The sequence below is a fragment of the Metaclostridioides mangenotii genome (assembly GCF_017873185.1).
Classification (GTDB): Bacteria; Bacillota; Clostridia; order Peptostreptococcales; family Peptostreptococcaceae; genus Metaclostridioides; species Metaclostridioides mangenotii.
Genome location: NZ_JAGGJX010000001.1, coordinates 669314 through 686627, shown reverse-complemented (window position 1 = coordinate 686627; position 17314 = coordinate 669314). Strand labels below are relative to the sequence as shown.

The window sequence follows — 17314 nt, the reverse complement described above, 5'->3', positions numbered from 1 at the left end:
AAAAATATATTTAATATTAACTTTAGATTATTTTAACTGCTTCTTAATATTATTATACTATAAATTATTTTTAGTTTAGAAAAAAAGTTTATTGGTTAAAATAATCGATTTTAAAGAATAGTTTTAAATGTATGTAAAATTTTTAAAATATATTTGAATTTTTAGAAATTTATATTATACTTATTAAAGTATATAAAATATTTGTATTATAAAAGTTTGTATTAAAAATTGAAAATTAGGAGGGAATTATATGAGTAATGAACTTAAAAAGACGCTTGGACTGTCAGCAGCAATGTCGACAGTTATTGGTTCAGTAATTGGATCTGGTGTGTTCTTTAAGCCTCAAGCAGTTTACGCACTGACTGGCGGTGAGCCTGGCCTTGGAATGTTAGCATGGCTATTTGCAGGACTTATGACAATTGCAGCTGGTTTAACAGCGGCAGAAGTTGCAGCAATGATACCTAAAACTGGTGGAATGATGGTATATATTAAAGAAATTTATGGAGACAAATTAGGATTTTTAGCAGGATGGATGCAAATAGTGTTATTTTTCCCTGGTATGGCTGCGGCTCTTGCTGTTATATTTGCACAGCAATTTACTGAAATGATTGGAGCTACACAATTTCAATTGCCAGTAGCAATTGGTTTAATAATTATAGTTGCTTTCTTAAACACGATGGGATCTAAAACTGCAGGTGGAATACAAACAGTATCAACTGTATGTAAGTTAATTCCTCTAGTAGTTATAATGGTATTTGGTTTCATAAAAGGTAGTGGAGAAGCTGACGTGTTTAGACCGCTTGTAGGTTCAGGTGTTAGTTTAGGAAGTGTAATTGGGCAAGTTCTTATAGCTATACTATTCGCTTATGAGGGTTGGATGAATGTTGGGGCTATAGCTGGAGAGATGAAGAATCCAGGAAAAGATTTACCAAGAGCTATAATAGGTGGTCTTACAATAACAACTGCAGTATACTTTGTTATCAACTTAGCTTACTTATGGGTTTTACCTGCTAGTCAATTAGCACTAGAAACATCACCAGCTTCAGCTGTTGCTACAAAAATATTTGGCGATGTGGGCGGTACTATAATATCTGTTGGTATACTAATATCAGTATTTGGTACATTAAATGGATACCTATTAACAGGACCAAGAGTTGTATATACATTAGCTGAGGATAAAACTCTACCGTTCTCTGATAAATTAGCAAAGTTAAACGGTGCTAAAGTTCCGGCAAACGCTATTATATTTATGGCTACAATAGCTGGTATATACGCTTTAACTAACCAATTTAACTTACTTACAGACTTAGCAGTATTTGCAAGTTGGTTATTCTATGTACTTACATTTATAGGAGTTATCAAACTAAGAAAAACACAACCAGATACTCCTAGAAGTTATAAAGTTCCGCTATATCCAATTATACCGTTAATTGCTATAATAAGTGGATCTTTTGTATTAATAAATCTATTATTATTCTCTGGTTGGGGACCTAGATTGGTAGCTTTCGGAAGTTTAGGTATTACTGCATTAGGTTTACCAATATACTTAATGAATAAGAAAAATTAGATTAAAAAAATATATTTAAGAATTAAAATATTTTATATAAAAAAGTCCTAGTTTAACTAGGGCTTTTATTTTGCTATAATATAATTATACAAATTAATATTAAATTTGATAATTATTTTAAAAAATTTAAAACTTTTTGTAGAAACAAAACGTCTATATATTAGGTCGTTTTTTATATGCGGGGTATATAAGCGTAAATAGCAAAATTTGGAGGAATTGCAATGAGGAAAAAGAATATATACAGTAGAAACAGTAGAAACAAGAAAAAAAGAATTAATGGAAAGAAAGTATCGATAGTATTGGGAGGAATTGTTGTAGTTGCAGCTGCCGCGTTCGGTATAATAACTTTTAAAAACAATGCTAATGTAGAAGAAAAGGCTGTAAGAGACTCTGAGCTTGCGAATAGTACTGTAATGAGTATTGTTAGCAACGCCTCTGGAGAAATCAATAAAGGGCCAAGCAAGAGCGCAGGAAAGGTAGCATATATAACTATAGATGATGGACCGTCACAGTTTACCGATCAATTGATTAAAGTTCTAGAAAAGCATAATGCTAAGGCTACATTCTTTATGATTGATGGTAACATGAAAGCATATCCAGAGCAGGTAAAAAATATAGTTAATAGTGGAAATACACCTGGATTTCACAGTGTAACACACGATATAAAAAAGCTATATAAAACTCCGACTTCTGCTAAAGAAGAATTTGATCAAAATGATAGAACACTACATGAAATAACAGGAACAAATTCAAAAGTAATCAGAATACCTTATGGGAGTAAGCCTTATACACCACAAGCTTCTTATGATGCCATGATCGCAGCTGGGTATAAAATTTGGGACTGGGATTTAGACACTATAGACTGGAAAGCTAACTCTACTCAGATTGTGGACAGTGTAAAAAATCACGATCCTTCAGCAGACAGAGTAATTGTTCTTATACACGAAAAGCAACAGAGTTTGGACGCATTGGATCCAATGCTTACGTATCTAGCTTCTCAAGGTTATGAATTTTTACCAATAGAGCAAAACCAAACTCCACATAATTATTGGCTTAATAACTTAAAATAGAAGTAATAATTATATTTTGAATTATAAATAAGAATTGACGAGGTGCATTATATTGAAAAAAATAATCTACATAGGAATTATAGGACTGATTTCTATTTCGCTTACAGCATGTAGTGGGAAGAGCATAGCGACTGTAAATGATGTTGAGATAACAAAAGAAGGTTTTGAAAAGACTAAATCAATACTGTCTTTGACAAATGACTACTTAAACGGGGAAACTTTTGATGATATGAACAAGTCATTAGATAAAAAAGGAAAAAAAGATTTGGAAAATATGTTAATATCATTTATGATAGATAATGAACTTTTATATCAAGAGGCTAAGGATAAAGGATTTTCTCCAAGCAAGGCAGATATTAATTCTAAATACGAAGAATTAAGCAGAGATATAGAATCAAACGCAAGCTATAAGAAAGAGTTGGATAAAGCAGGTGTTGATAAAGAGTACTTACTAAAAGAGATATCTAGAGATTTGACAATTGAAAAATACAGAAAAGATTTTATAGATAAGTTGAATATCAGTGAAGAAGAAATTCAAAATTACTATAGAAACAATAAAGATGAATTTAAAGTACCTGAAGTCGACGCATCACATATATTGATTTCGACTTTGGATAAAGAGAAAAAAACTGTTAATGATACTGAAAAACAGAAACTTAAAGAAAAAGCAGACAAAGTTTTTACTGAGCTTGAAAATGGTGCAAATTTTGAAGCATTGGCTAAAAAGTATTCAGATGATAAATCTACTGGAAAAAACGGTGGTGGGCTTGGATATTTTACTAAAGATAGTAAAAATGCCGAGTTTACAAAACATGTTTTTAGTTTAGAAAAAGGTAAAACTTCAAATGTATTTGAAACTAGTTATGGATACCATATTGTAAGGATTAATGACAAGAAAAATAAAAATTTAAGTTTTGAAGATAGCAGAAGTATGATTAGAGAAAAAATTATTAATGGAAAGTTTTTAAAACATTTAGATTCATTGGAAAAAAATGCTGATATAAAAAAATAGTATAAGTTTAAATCTTAGAAAATCGTCCTAGCCTGTAATCGAGAGGAGATTTACAGGATGTTTAAGAGTGATAACAGAATAAAAGCTGAGGAGTATATTATTGAAAACAAAAACTCGTTTTATAGAGTCGCATATAGTTATACAAAAAATGAAGACGATGCACTTGATGTAGTACAGGAGTCGATATATAAAGCTCTTTACTCCGTTGATAATCTTCAGGATATAAATTATATAAAGACATGGTTTTATAAAATACTTATCAGAACAAGCATTGACAATATTAGAAAAAATGCTCGATATAAAAATTTAGTTTCTACTGAACTACCTTTAGATCAAGATGGTGTATACGATAAATATACAGATATTGACTTAAGAAAAGCTTTAGAAGAGCTTCCAATAGAGTATAAATCTATATTGTTACTGAGATTTTTTGAAGATTTAAAAATTGAAGAAGTTGCAGAGATACTGGATGAGAATGTAAATACAGTAAAAACCAGACTTTATACAGCACTTAAAAAATTAAAATATAAAATTAAAGAGTAGGCGTTGCTAAATGGATAAATTCGAGGCCTTAGAAAAATTAAAAACGGACTATAAAAATATGATTATACCGAGTAAGTTAGATAATTTGATCAATAAAAATACTATTGATAGCATGTCAAATATTATTTTGGTTAAAATAAAGAGAGAAAATTTCGGTAATATAGATAATAATTCATATTGAGAATTAAATAAATAAAGTTAGTGATGTATATAACTTAACTAAAAATACAGAGGAACTGACCTCTGTATTTTTTTATCGTAAGTTTAATTATCAATAGGATATAATATATACAAAGAATTAAAATAAAAGTAATGTTATATGTTAAAATTAAATAAAAATGAAAAAAACACCATATAATCAAATATAAGTGTAATTTTTTATAAAGATATTTTAAAAGGAGAGATTTATGTTATCTATATATAATAAATTTAGGGAAATAGTAAATAGATTAAATTACAGTGAACTCAGTTCAAGAACTGCAGAGCTATCGTTTTTTATTTTACTTTCTATATTTCCATTTTTACTTTGTTTTATAAGTGGAGTTGCTTATATTCCTGAATTTCATTTAAATAAATACTCAGGGATGTTTGCAAGTATTATGCCTACAAGTGTATTTGATGTATTATCATCGATTATAGTTTCTGCAATTGACAATAGGAATTTAAAGTTTCTTTGCATGAGTTTAATTTTGACAATGTGGACTACTTCGAGAGCCGTAAAAGCATTAATTAAAGGGATGAACAAGTCTTATCGTGTAAAGGAAACAAGGTCGTTCTTTAAAATAATGTTTATATCTTTTTTCTTTACATTTATTCTTCTTTTGTTAATCTTTATGTCTATAATATTTTTAATTTATGGAGAAAAAATAGGTCTTTTCTTATTTACATTTGTGGGTCTTGATAATGTATTTTTAACCTTGTGGAATATACTTAGATACAGTATAACAATAATAATGATAATAGTTGTGTTCACAATACTTTACAAGTATACTCCAAATAAAAAAATAAATTTTAGAGAAGTAGTTCCTGGATCAGTATTTGCGACATTTTCGTGGTTTTTGGTATCATACGTATATTCTTATTATACAAATCACTGGGCAAATTACGAAGCTATATACGGAAGCATAGCCGAGATTATAGTTCTTATTACATGGATTTATTTTAGTAGCTGGGTAATAACTATAGGTTATGAATTGAATATAAGACTTTACTACAGAAGAAATACTATATTAACAAAGAAAATTAGAGAAAATTTACAAAACTGAAGACTATATTAAAAAGTAATATAAATACAGATAGTATTATATTGATTTTTAACCATTCATATAATGATGTATACTATATACAAAAATATGATTATATAAGATGCAAAAATAGCTATGAACAATGATAAAGAGTAGATAAATTGTAAAAATATGTTATAAGTATGTTATAATTAAATAAATATGTCGTAATATACATAAATTAACACTTTATTCTATAATAAGGAGAATCGATTTAAAATGGGAACTTTTGTAGGATTCTTAGATTATTTAAAAAATATGCCTATTCCAGCCATACTTTGTAATAAGTATGTGATTGAAAATAAAGAAGTATTTGAAGTAAAATACGTAAATGATAGTATGCTAAATATTACAGATAGTAAAATTGGCATAGGAAGCATTGATTTTACTAAGTTATTTAATTTAACTGAACAAAATAATATAAATAAAGACATGCAATGTAAATGCGATAGAACTTATAAATATATACCTAAGTTAAAAACATGGTTTTGTGTAGAGTCACAGGTACTGAGTGATAGTGAAGTTGTATTTTATTTTAAAGAGATTATTTTAAATTACAATAATTTAAACAATGGATTTATATATAGAGAAGATTATTATAATTTTATTTCAGACAATATAGATAACTTTTTACAATGTATCAGGAAGATGGAAAAGGGTTCAGTTAGGTATAATGAAACGATGGATCTATTTTTAACTTTTATAGATGAAAATGAGATTTTAAGAGAAGATATAGAAGAAGATGTTTATTTAAATAAAATGGGAGATTTTACAAATATAGTACATGAGCTTATAACTCCTATAAACTTGATATATTCATCCTTACAAGTTATTGAAAAAAACGGATACGATTTACTGGAAAGCAATCAAGCGATAAGAAGAAACATAAATATCATGAAGTTGAATACTACAAGAGTGCTAAATCTTGTAGAGAATATAATTGATTTTACCAAGCTTGAATCAGGGTACAACGACTTCAATCCGGAAACTGCTAATATTGTAAGCTTTATTGAATCAACATGTCTTTCTATAGTGGAATTCGCATCCGAAAAGCATATTCAACTTATTTTTGAGTCGGAGACAGATGAGTTGTTTTTAAGTTTCGACAAGGACAAGATAGAGAGAATACTACTTAATTTATTGAGCAATTCAATTAAATACAATAACGAAAATGGTATAATTAAGATAAATTTATCTATTAAGGAAGATTATTTCAATATCAAACTAATTGATAATGGGATAGGAATACCTAAAGATAAAATAGATAAGATTTTTGATAGATTCGAAAAAGTTAACAGAGTCGGAATAAGTAGACCTAGGGGTAGTGGGATAGGACTTGCATTAGTAAAATCCATGGTAAATATGCATAATGGAAAAATAAGCCTTAAAAGCGAGGTCGATGTTGGAACTGAATTTATAATATCGCTTCCTATATAGTAATACATAAATTAATATATGATTTAAAGCTCTTATTTGATAAATATCAGAGAAGGGCTTTTATATTAGAAGTTTAATATAGATTTTCGACTAAATCCGATAAAATCACTAAAATAATAGCAAATTTTGCAACTCAAAATTATAGTTATTTTGACTAAGAATTTAAACATCTATTTTATTTTAGAGCGTTAAGCCAGGATATGTAAGTATCCTGGCTTAACATTTTTTTATTTAAATTTACTAGCTTGCTTTTAATTCTATTTCTAAATTTTTTCCGTGATAGTAGATAAGATCTATTATTTTACTGCTTATAGTAACGGCAATTATTGAGTAGAATACATTAAAGGCAGATAAGTATAAAAGCGATAATAATAGTATCGAAATATCTGCAATAAGATAAATTTTTCCGAGCCCTAAAGATGTAGTCTTAGAAATCACTAATGCAATGGCATCATCTCCTCCAGCTGCACAGCCTGCTTTAACTATAAGCCCGACCCCGATACCTACTGTGGTACCAGCAAAGATTGTAGATAATAACATACTATCAAATCTGGGCACTATTGGACCGATAATTTCAAAGCAGTAGTAAAGAACTGAGAAACTTACCGATGCGATAATTGAGTAAATAAAGAATTTTTTACCAAAGAATTTATATCCGACCAATAACAGTGCAATATCTATAACCACATTGGCAATTGATGGCTCTATATTAAATAAATTTTTCAGCAGTAGTAAAAGTCCTAACACTCCACCTTCTGTAATATTGTTTAAATAATAAAAATTGTAAACTCCAAATGCAAGTATGGAAGAACCTATAAAAATTAATAGTATTCTCTCCATGTTCGTCCGGCTAATCATAAAAAACCTTCCCTTCTTTTAACTTATATCTATTATATGCGATAAAAATAGGTTTGTATATGCAGATTTTAAAAACTAAATATTATACAGTTTTTTATAAAAAAAATCAATAGTTTTTATTGAAAAAATTATAAAAATTTAGATTTGAATTATAAGTTAGTATTTGCAATGCTTTTAAGAATAAATAGACGCCAAAAGTTTTTAATAATTAATTTAAGGTTTAGTATAATTAACCGTTGAGTTTATATTAATTTTTTATTTGTTTACATATACTAAGTATTTAGCGATATCGTTAATATACTTAGTTTATTTTAAAAATGTGACTAATTTTTCAAAAAAATTAAATATTTTAAAAAAGGGTTGTATTATCAAATTGATAATACTATAATGTATTTATTATTATCAATTTGATAGTAAGATTAATTTTTAGGAGGAAGTATTATGATATATGAAAATATTTTAGATTTAATTGGAAATACACCATTGTTTAAAATTAACAATTTGGAGATAAAAGATAAAAACACTGATATATATTTAAAATTAGAAAAATCAAATCCAGCGGGTAGTGTTAAAGATAGAGCAGTATTTGGTATGATTGAAGGTCTTGAGAAAAGAGGAGAACTTAAAAAAGGAGATGTACTTGTAGAAGCTACTAGTGGAAATACAGGGATAGCTCTTTCTATGGTCGGCAGAGTAAAAGGATATGAAGTTGTAATAGTGATGCCTGAGACAATGAGTGTAGAAAGAAGAAACCTTATGAAGGCGTATGGAGCAAAGCTTATACTTACAGATGGTAAAGAGGGAATGGCAGGGGCTTTAAATAAAGCTCAAGAGCTTTTAGATAGTAATTCGAATTACAAGTCATTGAAGCAATTTGAAAACGAAGACAATCCAAATATACATTATAGAACAACAGCGGTAGAAATATACAATGATCTAGAGGATATAGATATATTTATTTGTGGAGTTGGGACATCAGGAACACTTACTGGAGTAGCAAAATATTTAAAAGAGAAAAAACCTGATGTTAAGGTTATAGCAATAGAACCAACTAAATCACCTGCAATATCAGAGGGTAAATCAGGTCCTCACAAGATACAGGGTATAGGAGCAAACTTTGTACCTATAAATTATGATGAAACTTTAGTAGATGAGGTATTAACTGTTCATGACGATGATGCTTTTGAGACCGTAAGAGTATTAGCTGAAAAAGAAGGTCTTTTAGTTGGAGTTTCATCTGGAGCAAATGTATTTGGTGCTATCGAGATTTCTAAAAAGTATCCGGGTAAAAAGATTGTTACTATAGCTCCGGATGGTGTAGATAAGTATATGTCCATGGGTATATTTGATTAATATATATAATTTATATTAAAAAGGGAGTTGGGTTATTTGTTTAGGAGAATAAACAAAGATTTGGAATATATTATGGAAAATGATCCCGCGTCTAAGTCAAAAATTGAAGTATTTTTACTTTATCCTTCTGTTCACGCCATGATTATGCATAGGGGAGCTCATTTTTTATATAAGAAAAAGAGATTTTTTTTAGCGAGGCTTATGTCTCAATTATCTAGATTTTTTACTGGGATTGAGATACATCCTGGAGCTGTAATTGGAGAGGCTATATTTATAGATCATGGAATGGGAGTTGTAATAGGTGAAACAGCTATAGTAGGCAATAGAGTTACAATATTCCATGGAAGCACATTAGGAGGCACAGGAAAAGACAAAGGAAAGAGACATCCAACTGTTGGAGATAATGTGCTTATAGGAGCAGGAGCGAAGGTATTAGGGCCTATAAATATAGGATCTAATGCTAAGGTAGGTGCTAATGCAGTTGTGCTTCGAGATGTTCCAGATGGTGCTACAGTTGTAGGTATACCTGCCACTGTGGTGAATAGGCAAAATATAGGAAAAAATAAAATAATTTAATAATTACTTAAAAAAATATTCGAGCTATTGTGAAAATTGAAACTAGTATTTGCAATAGCTCTTATTATATGTTAAATTTGCTTAACATTTCTTTACATATACTTTACTTGACCATGTTCTCAAAGAAGATTATTATATTAGAAAATAAAGAAAACGTTTCTATAGTATAGTAGAGCTTTGCAATTATAAAAAAATTAAAACGTTTCCATAGCTTTTTCTTAACTATAGAAAACTTTATTTTGGACTTGAAATGATTTAAATTGGGAGGGGAATTTACTATGGAGTCTGAACAGCAACTGGAAAGAGGTTTAAAGAACCGTCACGTGCAGTTAATTGCAATTGGAGGTGCCATAGGAACAGGTCTATTCTTAGGATCAGGTAAGTCAATACACTTGGCAGGGCCATCAATACTTTTGGCATATCTGATAACTGGTGTAATTTGTTTCTTAATAATGAGAGCTTTAGGAGAGCTATTGCTTTCTAACTTAAATTATCACTCGTTTGTGGATTTTGTTGGTGATTATCTAGGAGACGCTTTTGCATTTGTTACTGGATGGACGTATTGGTTCTGTTGGGTATGTATAGCAATGGCAGACTTAACTGCTGTAGGTATGTATATTCAGTTTTGGTTTCCAACCGTACCGCAGTGGGTGCCAGGTTTAATTTGTTTAGTTATACTTGTAGCAATGAACTTAGCCACAGTCAAACTTTTTGGAGAGATGGAATTCTGGTTTGCTCTAATCAAGATTATTGCTATCTTAGCATTGATAGTTGTCGGAATAGTCTTAATATTTAAAGGTGTTGAGGCAGGTGGAACCAAGGCTAGCTTCTCGAACTTGTGGAATCACGGTTTCTTTGCAAATGGTATAAATGGATTTGTACTATCGTTCCAAATGGTTGTGTTTGCATTCGTTGGAATAGAGCTCGTTGGTCTTACAGCTGGTGAAACAGCAGACCCAGAAAACGTAATACCAAGCGCTATAAACAATATTCCTATACGTATACTTATATTCTATATAGGAGCTCTAGCTGTAATCATGAGTATCTATCCATGGAATCAAGTTGATCCAACTGCCAGCCCATTTGTTAAGGTATTCGCAGTTATAGGTATAACAGGAGCAGCGAGTGTAGTAAACTTCGTCGTGTTAACTTCAGCAGCTTCAGCTTGTAATAGTGGGGTATTCAGTACAAGCCGTATGATATTCTCATTAGCAAAAGAAGGAGATGCACCAAAACCTTTTAGTAAATTAACAAAAAACAAAGTTCCAGCAAACGCTCTATATTTTTCAGCAGGAGTAGTTACGGTTTCAGTTATACTTAATTATGCTATACCAAGTGCTGCAACAGTATTTACACTTATAACTAGTGTTTCAACAGTTTGTTTCATATATATTTGGGGAATAACTGTAATTTGTCACCTTAAATATAGAAAAACTAGACCTGAGTTAGCAGCTAAAAATAAATTTAAAATGCCTCTATATCCAGTGTCTAACTATATAATACTAGCATTTTTAGCATTTGTATTAGTAGTGTTAGGTCTGGCTGATGACACAAGATTTGCTTTATTTGTAACTCCAGTATGGTTTATTGGATTGATTATTTGTTACAAATTAAAGAAACCAAAAACTAATAGTCAGGATGCAAAATAATACTGAATTTTAGATAGTATACCTAATAATTGAATCCGTATTGTATAGAAAAATTTTGGATAATGATATAAAATGATATTTATAGAAGCATTATTAGGTGGTGATCATTTGTTTTATACTTATATCGTTAGTTGTAGAGATGGAAGCCTCTATACAGGTTACACGACTGATATAAAGAGAAGAGTAGAGGAACATAAGAAAGGTGTAAATTCTAAATACACTAGAGCGAAAGGGTTTTCTGAGCTAAAAGTTTTGTTTCTAAGTTCTAGCAAAAGCAAAGCAATGAAGCTTGAATATTCAATAAAGCAATTGGATAGAAAGAAGAAGCTAATGCTAATTGAAGATCCAGAGTTACTCAAAAAATATTTAGAAGGAGCTTTAGAATATACAATTTGTGATATAAGTAATATATAAACGCAATATACAATTGTATTTCATAACTTGACATAAAAAAACAGTGTACTATAATTATATATAGATATAATTAAATAGAAAAAGCTAGGGGTGCAATTTGCTGAGAGGATGTTCCGACCCTTTAGACCTGATCTGGGTAATTCCAGCGTAGGCAAGCTACACTTAGATTTTGATATATAAATATTTATAATTTAAAAGCTATGCCATATCGGGCATAGCTTTTTTTAGTGCACAATATTAATAAAATTTAGGAGGAATAGTTATGCAAAAGTACAGAGTACCAACACTTACAATAGCTACTTCAGATTCATCAGGAGGAGCTGGAATACAAGCGGATTTAAAAGCATTTAGTGCATTAGGAACTTACGGAATGAGTGTAATAGTAGCTATAACGGCGCAAAATACAGAAGGAGTATACGGTATTGAGGCACTTAGTACAGATATAATAGAAAAGCAAATGGATGCTGTTTTTACAGATATATTTCCAAAGGCAGTGAAGATTGGAATGGTGTACAGCTCTGATATAATTTTACAAGTTGCTGAAGGGTTAAAGAAATATAAACCAGAGTATGTCGTGTTGGACCCAGTTATGATTTCTAAAAGCAACTGCCCTCTTTTAAAGCAAGATGCAATGGAAAATTTAATAAAGAATCTAATACCTCTTTCTTATATACTGACTCCAAATGTACCTGAAGCTGAAGAGATAACTGGAATAAAAATAGAAAACATTGAAGATATGAAAAAAGCTGGTGAAAAAATACTTGAAATGGGAGCAAAAAATGTTCTTATAAAAGGTGGACATTTAGAAGGTGATGCTACGGATGTGCTTATGGGTAAAGACTTGCTGGAAGTTTATGAAGGGAAGAGGTACGACAGAAAAAATACTCATGGAACAGGGTGTACTCTGTCATCATCAATAGCTTCATACTTAGCTTTAGGATACGATATCAAAGAAGCCATAAGACTGAGCAAAATATACATTTCTGAAGCTATTGAGCACAGTTTCGATATTGGTAAAGGTGTAGGGCCTGTACATCATTTCTATAAGTTTGAATAGATTTTAAATAAATTATAGAGCAAAATTTAAATAGAAAAGGAGGAATTTATATGAAAGATTTATTTATTTTAACGGATAGGGTTAGACAAGCTAAGCCTCTTGTAGTTCAGTACACAAATAAGGTAACTATTAATGAATGTGCAAATGTGACCTTAGCTATAGGAGCTAGCCCTATTATGAGTGCATCGATCGATGAAGTAGATGATTTGGTGAGCTCAGCGAATTCATTAGTAATTAACATAGGGGATATGGAGTCTGGGGAGTTATTTATTAAAGCTGGTAAGGCTGCCAATAAGTTTAATATTCCAGTAGTTTTAGATCCAGTTGCAGCATTTGCATCACAAAAAAGAAGAGAGCTAATCGAAGTTCTATTAAAGGAAGTTGATTTCACTGTAATAAAAGGAAATATATCAGAAATGAAGTTTTTAGCTGGATATGAGTTCAATGGTAGAGGTGTAGATTGTTTTGATGAAGATGATCCTACAGAAGTAGCAATGCTTTTAGCTAAGAGATACAAGTGTATTGCAGCGGCAACAGGTAAAATAGATGCAATAAGTGATGGCAAAATTACATATAAAATTTTTAATGGAGATGAAAATTTACAAAGAGTTACAGGTACAGGGTGTATGTGTACAAGTTTAGTGGGATCATTTTTAGGTGCGACTGAAAATACACTAAATGCTGCTACTATGGGGATATTGTCAATGTCACTCAGCGGAGAGTTAGCTGGAATTAACGATCCCGGTATAGGTACTTTTAGGGTTAATTTAATGGATAATTTGAGTAGTTTAAGCGTAGAAAAATTAGAGGCATTTGCAAAAATTGAAAAAATATAAATCGAAAGTTTTTATGGAGGCGGAATTTAGTGGTAGATAGAGAGAAATTAAAAAAAGAGCTTAAGCTTTATCTGATAACAAATTACGAGATGGTAAAAGAAAGAGATTTCTACAGTTGTATTGAAGAAGCACTTAAAGGTGGAGTCACTATATTACAACACAGGGAAAAAAATGTATCAGGTAGAGAGTTTCTAGGTAGAGCGTTAAAACTTAGAGAGCTCACTAGAAAATATGGTGTAAAGCTGATCATAAATGACAGAGTAGATATCGCACTTCTATGTGATGCAGATGGAGTTCATGTTGGACAAAGCGATATAGATGCAATAAATGTAAGAAAGTTAATTGGTGATGATAAAATTTTAGGAGTATCAGCTAAAACTGTAAATGAAGCTGAGAAAGCTTTAGCTGATGGAGCAGACTATATAGGCATAGGAGCTATGTTTACGACTAATACAAAGGGCGATGCAGAATATTCTTCATTTGAGACTGTCAAAGAGATAAGGGCAAATGTAGATATTCCATTTGTTTTAATAGGGGGAATAAGTTTAGAAAATGTAGATCATCTAATACCGTTAAATGCCGATGGGTATTCAGTAATATCTTCAATACTTAAGGCAGATGATATTTACAATCAAACAAAAAAATGGATAGCAAAAATTAATTAAATTGAAAAAGTGACTTATGTCACTTTTTTTAATTACTTTATTAATTGGAAAAATATTGAAATAATTGATATTATAGTTAATGGGGAAAATTAATATAGTAGTCAATATTGAGAAAGAGGGAAGTGATAAAAATGATTGAGGTAAATTCTCTTAGTAAGATTTTTACAAAAGAAGTAAAAGATAAGAAGAATAAAAAGAAGAGATTTAAAACTAAAAAAGAAGACTTTTTAGCTGTAAATAATGTAAGCTTTAAAGCCAATAGGGGTGAAATAGTAGGGATACTGGGCCCAAATGGTGCAGGCAAGACGACACTATTAAGAATGCTTGGAGGAATACTTACACCTACTTCTGGAGAGATAATAGTAGGTGGACATGATTATTTAGTTGATAAAAATTTGGCTAAAAAAGAAATAGGATATCTATCAGGAAATACAAAACTATATGGTAGACTTTCTCCAAGAGAGCTTATGAATATATTCGGGAACCTATATGAGATGGATAAAAGTGATATAGAAAGAAAAATAGAATCTATAATAAGAGTTATGGATTTGGAAGGATTTATTGATAATAGAATAGAAAATTTGTCCACTGGCCAAACACAGCGAACATCAATAGCTCGTTGTCTTATTCACTCGCCTGAAGTGTATATATTTGATGAACCTACTCTTGGTTTAGATGTACTGAGTAGTTCGTCGATTATAGAATTTATGAAGTATGAAAAAGCAAATGGAAAAACAGTTTTATACTCGACACATTATATGGAAGAGGCAGAGACACTCTGTGATAAAATCATAATGATTCACCAAGGAAGAGTAATTGCTCAAGGTACATCTGAAGAGTTAAAGCAAAAGACAGATAAGAGTAATTTAAGAGATGTATTTATAGAGCTTGTCAAGGAAAGAGGTGAATACGATGAGATTTAATATAGTAAAACAAGTTTTTAAAAAAGAAATGATAGATATATTAAGAGATAAAAAGACGTTATTTATGATGATAGTACTTCCTATAATTTTATATCCTCTTATGATGGTGGGGACATCACAAATAATGATGATGTCTATGAACGATATAAATAAACAAGAGATAAATATTGCCTTTAGTTCAGAGCCAGACAAAGAATTGGTAAATACTATAAAAGATCCAAAGTCTGAACAGAGAAATATCAAGGATGAAAAGCCATCAAAAGTTAATGTAATTAAAGTAAAAGATTATAAAAAGGCAATATCTGATGGAAAGATAGATGCGTATGTAGATATCCAAAAAAGTGAAGACAAAATGGACTACAATGTATACATAGATTCATCTGCAAATAAAGCTTCAGTTGTATCTAATAGGATTGAAGATGCTTTTAATGAGTATAAAGGTGAGTTAGTAGATAAAAATATAAAAGAAAGTGGTATGAGCCCAGATAAAGTACTTAATCCGATAACTTATAAAGAAGTAGATGTAGCGAAGAGCGAAGAAGTAGCTGGTAATCTTTTAGGTAGAATTCTTCCATTTATACTGGTTATAGGGATACTTATGGGGGCAATATATCCAGCAATTGATGTAATGGCAGGAGAAAAAGAGAGAGGTACTCTTGAGACATTATTTACTTTGCCTATATCTAATTTAGAGCTAGTTATAGGTAAATATCTGTCGGTGTCATTAATAGCTATACTTTCGGCTGTATTCAATATACTATCGATGGTCATGTCGATAGCTTTAATAATTAACAGCTCCGGTGATTTAGGAGAAATGGGATTTGCTTTTTCTAATTTTAGCAGTTTAACATTACCTATAATAATTACATTAGTTTGTATATGTATATTTGCAATGGTAATATCTGCAGCTAGTATGTGTGTGTGTTCTCTAGCTAAAAGCTTCAAAGAAGCACAAAATTATATTACTCCATTAATGCTTTTGGTGATGATGCCTTCATATGTATCTATGGTGCCAAATATGGAGTTAAATGGAATTAATGCGATGATACCAGTTGTAAATATATCATTGCTTATAAAGAGTGTACTTTCATTTAACAGCAGTTTTGCTCTTATAGGTGTAGTACTTCTATCAAATATAATCTTTGTTATAATAGCTTTATTAGTACTATCAAAACTATTTAATTCAGAGGAAATTCTATTTGGTAATGGAAGTGGATTTTCTTTCTTAGAGAAGAGATCAAATATCAAAAAAGGTACCTTACCTAAACCTAGTGATGGATTTGCCGCGTATATACTTGCTCTTGTTTTACTTATATTTGTAGGAAGTTATGTACAAATGAAATACGGCATGTATGGTATTGTAATGACACAGGCTATATTTATAATCATTGTATTTTCATTTATTTTTTATATAAAGTCAAATCCTATAGAAGTTTTAAGCTTGAGAGCGCCTAAAATATTACATGTAGTCGGTTCTTTAATTCTCTATATAATAGGCTATATTATGATAATAATGATTACAAATACGCTTCTTAAATTGCTCCCAGAAAATATGAAGGTTGTTGAAGCTTTAAATGATGCACTTTATATAAAGGGAAATCTGCCTTTAAATATATTGATTATTGCAGGAACTCCAGCGATTTGTGAAGAGCTGTTATTTAGAGGATTTATATTCTCTTCTCTAAAAAATATTCAAACTAATAAAAAAGATAGCAAGAAAGCAATTATTTTTGCTATATTAGTAAGTTCATTGCTGTTTGGTATAATGCATATGAACTTTATAAGAATAATACCTACTACAATACTGGGGATAATTTTTGCTTATACACTGCATAAATCTGGTTCTATATTTGTGCCAATGCTTTTACATTTTATCAATAACTCTATATCTGTAATAGGAATACATTTTCTAAAAGCCAATCCACATTTAGGATTTATAACTATGCAAAATGATTTGTTAGATTTTGATTTATACAGGTACTTAGCGATATTTGCAGTGTACTTTGTAATATTTCAGAGTATTAAGTTTATTAAGTCAAAGAAAAAAGTAATAATCAGTGAGTGAAAAATA

At 30.2% G+C, this 17314-nt stretch carries 17 protein-coding genes and 1 riboswitch; of the genes, 16 read left to right on the top strand and 1 reads right to left on the bottom strand.

The window, feature by feature from the left end; genetic code table 11:
* The first annotated feature begins 250 nt into the window (after positions 1–250).
* The 7 genes from J2Z43_RS03310 (at position 251) to J2Z43_RS03280 (ending at position 6912) form a co-directional block, all read left to right on the top strand.
* A complete protein-coding gene (locus J2Z43_RS03310) occupies positions 251–1567 on the top strand; it encodes an APC family permease (protein WP_209455836.1) in 1317 nt (438 codons plus the stop codon).
* 221 nt (positions 1568–1788) lie between these two features.
* The gene (locus J2Z43_RS03305; protein ID WP_209455835.1) at positions 1789–2637 is read left to right on the top strand and encodes a polysaccharide deacetylase family protein; all 849 of its coding nucleotides are present in this window, start codon (positions 1789–1791) and stop codon (positions 2635–2637) included.
* A 52-nt stretch (positions 2638–2689) separates the two neighbouring features.
* On the top strand, positions 2690–3649 hold the full coding sequence (locus tag J2Z43_RS03300) for a peptidylprolyl isomerase (protein WP_209455834.1): 960 nt from the start codon (positions 2690–2692) through the stop codon (positions 3647–3649).
* Positions 3650–3706: 57 nt separating this feature from the next.
* The gene (locus tag J2Z43_RS03295; RefSeq protein WP_027701896.1) at positions 3707–4192 is read left to right on the top strand and encodes an RNA polymerase sigma factor; all 486 of its coding nucleotides are present in this window, start codon (positions 3707–3709) and stop codon (positions 4190–4192) included.
* Between the two features lie 10 nt (positions 4193–4202).
* A complete protein-coding gene (locus tag J2Z43_RS03290) occupies positions 4203–4373 on the top strand; it encodes a hypothetical protein (RefSeq protein WP_209455833.1) in 171 nt (56 codons plus the stop codon).
* Between the two features lie 226 nt (positions 4374–4599).
* The gene (locus tag J2Z43_RS03285; protein WP_209455832.1) at positions 4600–5457 is read left to right on the top strand and encodes a YihY/virulence factor BrkB family protein; all 858 of its coding nucleotides are present in this window, start codon (positions 4600–4602) and stop codon (positions 5455–5457) included.
* A gap of 237 nt (positions 5458–5694) precedes the next feature.
* On the top strand, positions 5695–6912 hold the full coding sequence (locus J2Z43_RS03280; RefSeq protein ID WP_209455831.1) for a sensor histidine kinase: 1218 nt from the start codon (positions 5695–5697) through the stop codon (positions 6910–6912).
* A 240-nt stretch (positions 6913–7152) separates the two neighbouring features.
* Here J2Z43_RS03280 and J2Z43_RS03275 read toward each other — a convergent pair whose 3' ends face one another.
* Entirely contained in the window at positions 7153–7770 is a 618-nt protein-coding gene (locus tag J2Z43_RS03275) for a YitT family protein (RefSeq protein WP_209455830.1), read from the bottom strand.
* 441 nt (positions 7771–8211) lie between these two features.
* Between J2Z43_RS03275 and cysK the strand changes: the two genes are divergently transcribed.
* From cysK to J2Z43_RS03230, 9 genes are all read left to right on the top strand, one after another.
* Positions 8212–9123: a cysteine synthase A gene (cysK, locus tag J2Z43_RS03270; protein ID WP_209455829.1), complete on the top strand. Its 912-nt coding sequence runs from the start codon at positions 8212–8214 to the stop codon at positions 9121–9123.
* Positions 9124–9159: 36 nt separating this feature from the next.
* On the top strand, positions 9160–9699 hold the full coding sequence (gene epsC, locus J2Z43_RS03265) for a serine O-acetyltransferase EpsC (protein ID WP_209455828.1): 540 nt from the start codon (positions 9160–9162) through the stop codon (positions 9697–9699).
* A gap of 278 nt (positions 9700–9977) precedes the next feature.
* Complete coding sequence (locus tag J2Z43_RS03260) at positions 9978–11348, top strand: amino acid permease (protein ID WP_209455827.1); 1371 nt, start codon at positions 9978–9980, stop codon at positions 11346–11348.
* A gap of 108 nt (positions 11349–11456) precedes the next feature.
* The gene (locus J2Z43_RS03255; protein WP_209455826.1) at positions 11457–11762 is read left to right on the top strand and encodes a GIY-YIG nuclease family protein; all 306 of its coding nucleotides are present in this window, start codon (positions 11457–11459) and stop codon (positions 11760–11762) included.
* A gap of 76 nt (positions 11763–11838) precedes the next feature.
* Positions 11839–11933: riboswitch (TPP riboswitch) on the top strand.
* A 91-nt stretch (positions 11934–12024) separates the two neighbouring features.
* Entirely contained in the window at positions 12025–12819 is a 795-nt protein-coding gene (thiD, locus tag J2Z43_RS03250) for a bifunctional hydroxymethylpyrimidine kinase/phosphomethylpyrimidine kinase (protein ID WP_209455825.1), read from the top strand.
* Positions 12820–12869: 50 nt separating this feature from the next.
* Positions 12870–13655 carry a hydroxyethylthiazole kinase gene (thiM, locus tag J2Z43_RS03245; RefSeq protein ID WP_209455824.1) on the top strand — a complete coding sequence of 262 codons (786 nt, stop codon included), beginning with the start codon at positions 12870–12872 and terminating at the stop codon, positions 13653–13655.
* Between the two features lie 29 nt (positions 13656–13684).
* Positions 13685–14320 (top strand): thiamine phosphate synthase, encoded by a 636-nt coding sequence (gene thiE, locus J2Z43_RS03240; RefSeq protein WP_209455823.1) that lies wholly within the window; start codon positions 13685–13687, stop codon positions 14318–14320.
* Positions 14321–14451: 131 nt separating this feature from the next.
* Complete coding sequence (locus tag J2Z43_RS03235) at positions 14452–15243, top strand: ABC transporter ATP-binding protein (RefSeq protein WP_209455822.1); 792 nt, start codon at positions 14452–14454, stop codon at positions 15241–15243.
* Positions 15233–17308 carry an ABC transporter permease subunit/CPBP intramembrane protease gene (locus J2Z43_RS03230; RefSeq protein ID WP_209455821.1) on the top strand — a complete coding sequence of 692 codons (2076 nt, stop codon included), beginning with the start codon at positions 15233–15235 and terminating at the stop codon, positions 17306–17308. The genes J2Z43_RS03235 and J2Z43_RS03230 overlap by 11 nt, the downstream gene beginning before the upstream one ends.
* Positions 17309–17314: the final 6 nt, after the last annotated feature.

What these genes read in the sequence shown, in the direction of transcription:
- thiD (WP_209455825.1), top strand. Translation starts at nt 12,025, where the DNA reads ATGCAAAAGTACAGAGTACCAACACTTACAATAGCTACTTCAGATTCA.
- J2Z43_RS03295 (WP_027701896.1), top strand. Translation starts at nt 3,707, where the DNA reads ATGTTTAAGAGTGATAACAGAATAAAAGCTGAGGAGTATATTATTGAA.
- thiM (WP_209455824.1), top strand. Translation starts at nt 12,870, where the DNA reads ATGAAAGATTTATTTATTTTAACGGATAGGGTTAGACAAGCTAAGCCT.
- J2Z43_RS03310 (WP_209455836.1), top strand. Translation starts at nt 251, where the DNA reads ATGAGTAATGAACTTAAAAAGACGCTTGGACTGTCAGCAGCAATGTCG.
- J2Z43_RS03285 (WP_209455832.1), top strand. Translation starts at nt 4,600, where the DNA reads ATGTTATCTATATATAATAAATTTAGGGAAATAGTAAATAGATTAAAT.
- J2Z43_RS03305 (WP_209455835.1), top strand. Translation starts at nt 1,789, where the DNA reads ATGAGGAAAAAGAATATATACAGTAGAAACAGTAGAAACAAGAAAAAA.
- cysK (WP_209455829.1), top strand. Translation starts at nt 8,212, where the DNA reads ATGATATATGAAAATATTTTAGATTTAATTGGAAATACACCATTGTTT.
- J2Z43_RS03290 (WP_209455833.1), top strand. Translation starts at nt 4,203, where the DNA reads ATGGATAAATTCGAGGCCTTAGAAAAATTAAAAACGGACTATAAAAAT.
- J2Z43_RS03280 (WP_209455831.1), top strand. Translation starts at nt 5,695, where the DNA reads ATGGGAACTTTTGTAGGATTCTTAGATTATTTAAAAAATATGCCTATT.
- J2Z43_RS03275 (WP_209455830.1), bottom strand. Translation starts at nt 7,770, where the DNA reads ATGATTAGCCGGACGAACATGGAGAGAATACTATTAATTTTTATAGGT.
- J2Z43_RS03230 (WP_209455821.1), top strand. Translation starts at nt 15,233, where the DNA reads ATGAGATTTAATATAGTAAAACAAGTTTTTAAAAAAGAAATGATAGAT.
- J2Z43_RS03260 (WP_209455827.1), top strand. Translation starts at nt 9,978, where the DNA reads ATGGAGTCTGAACAGCAACTGGAAAGAGGTTTAAAGAACCGTCACGTG.
- J2Z43_RS03235 (WP_209455822.1), top strand. Translation starts at nt 14,452, where the DNA reads ATGATTGAGGTAAATTCTCTTAGTAAGATTTTTACAAAAGAAGTAAAA.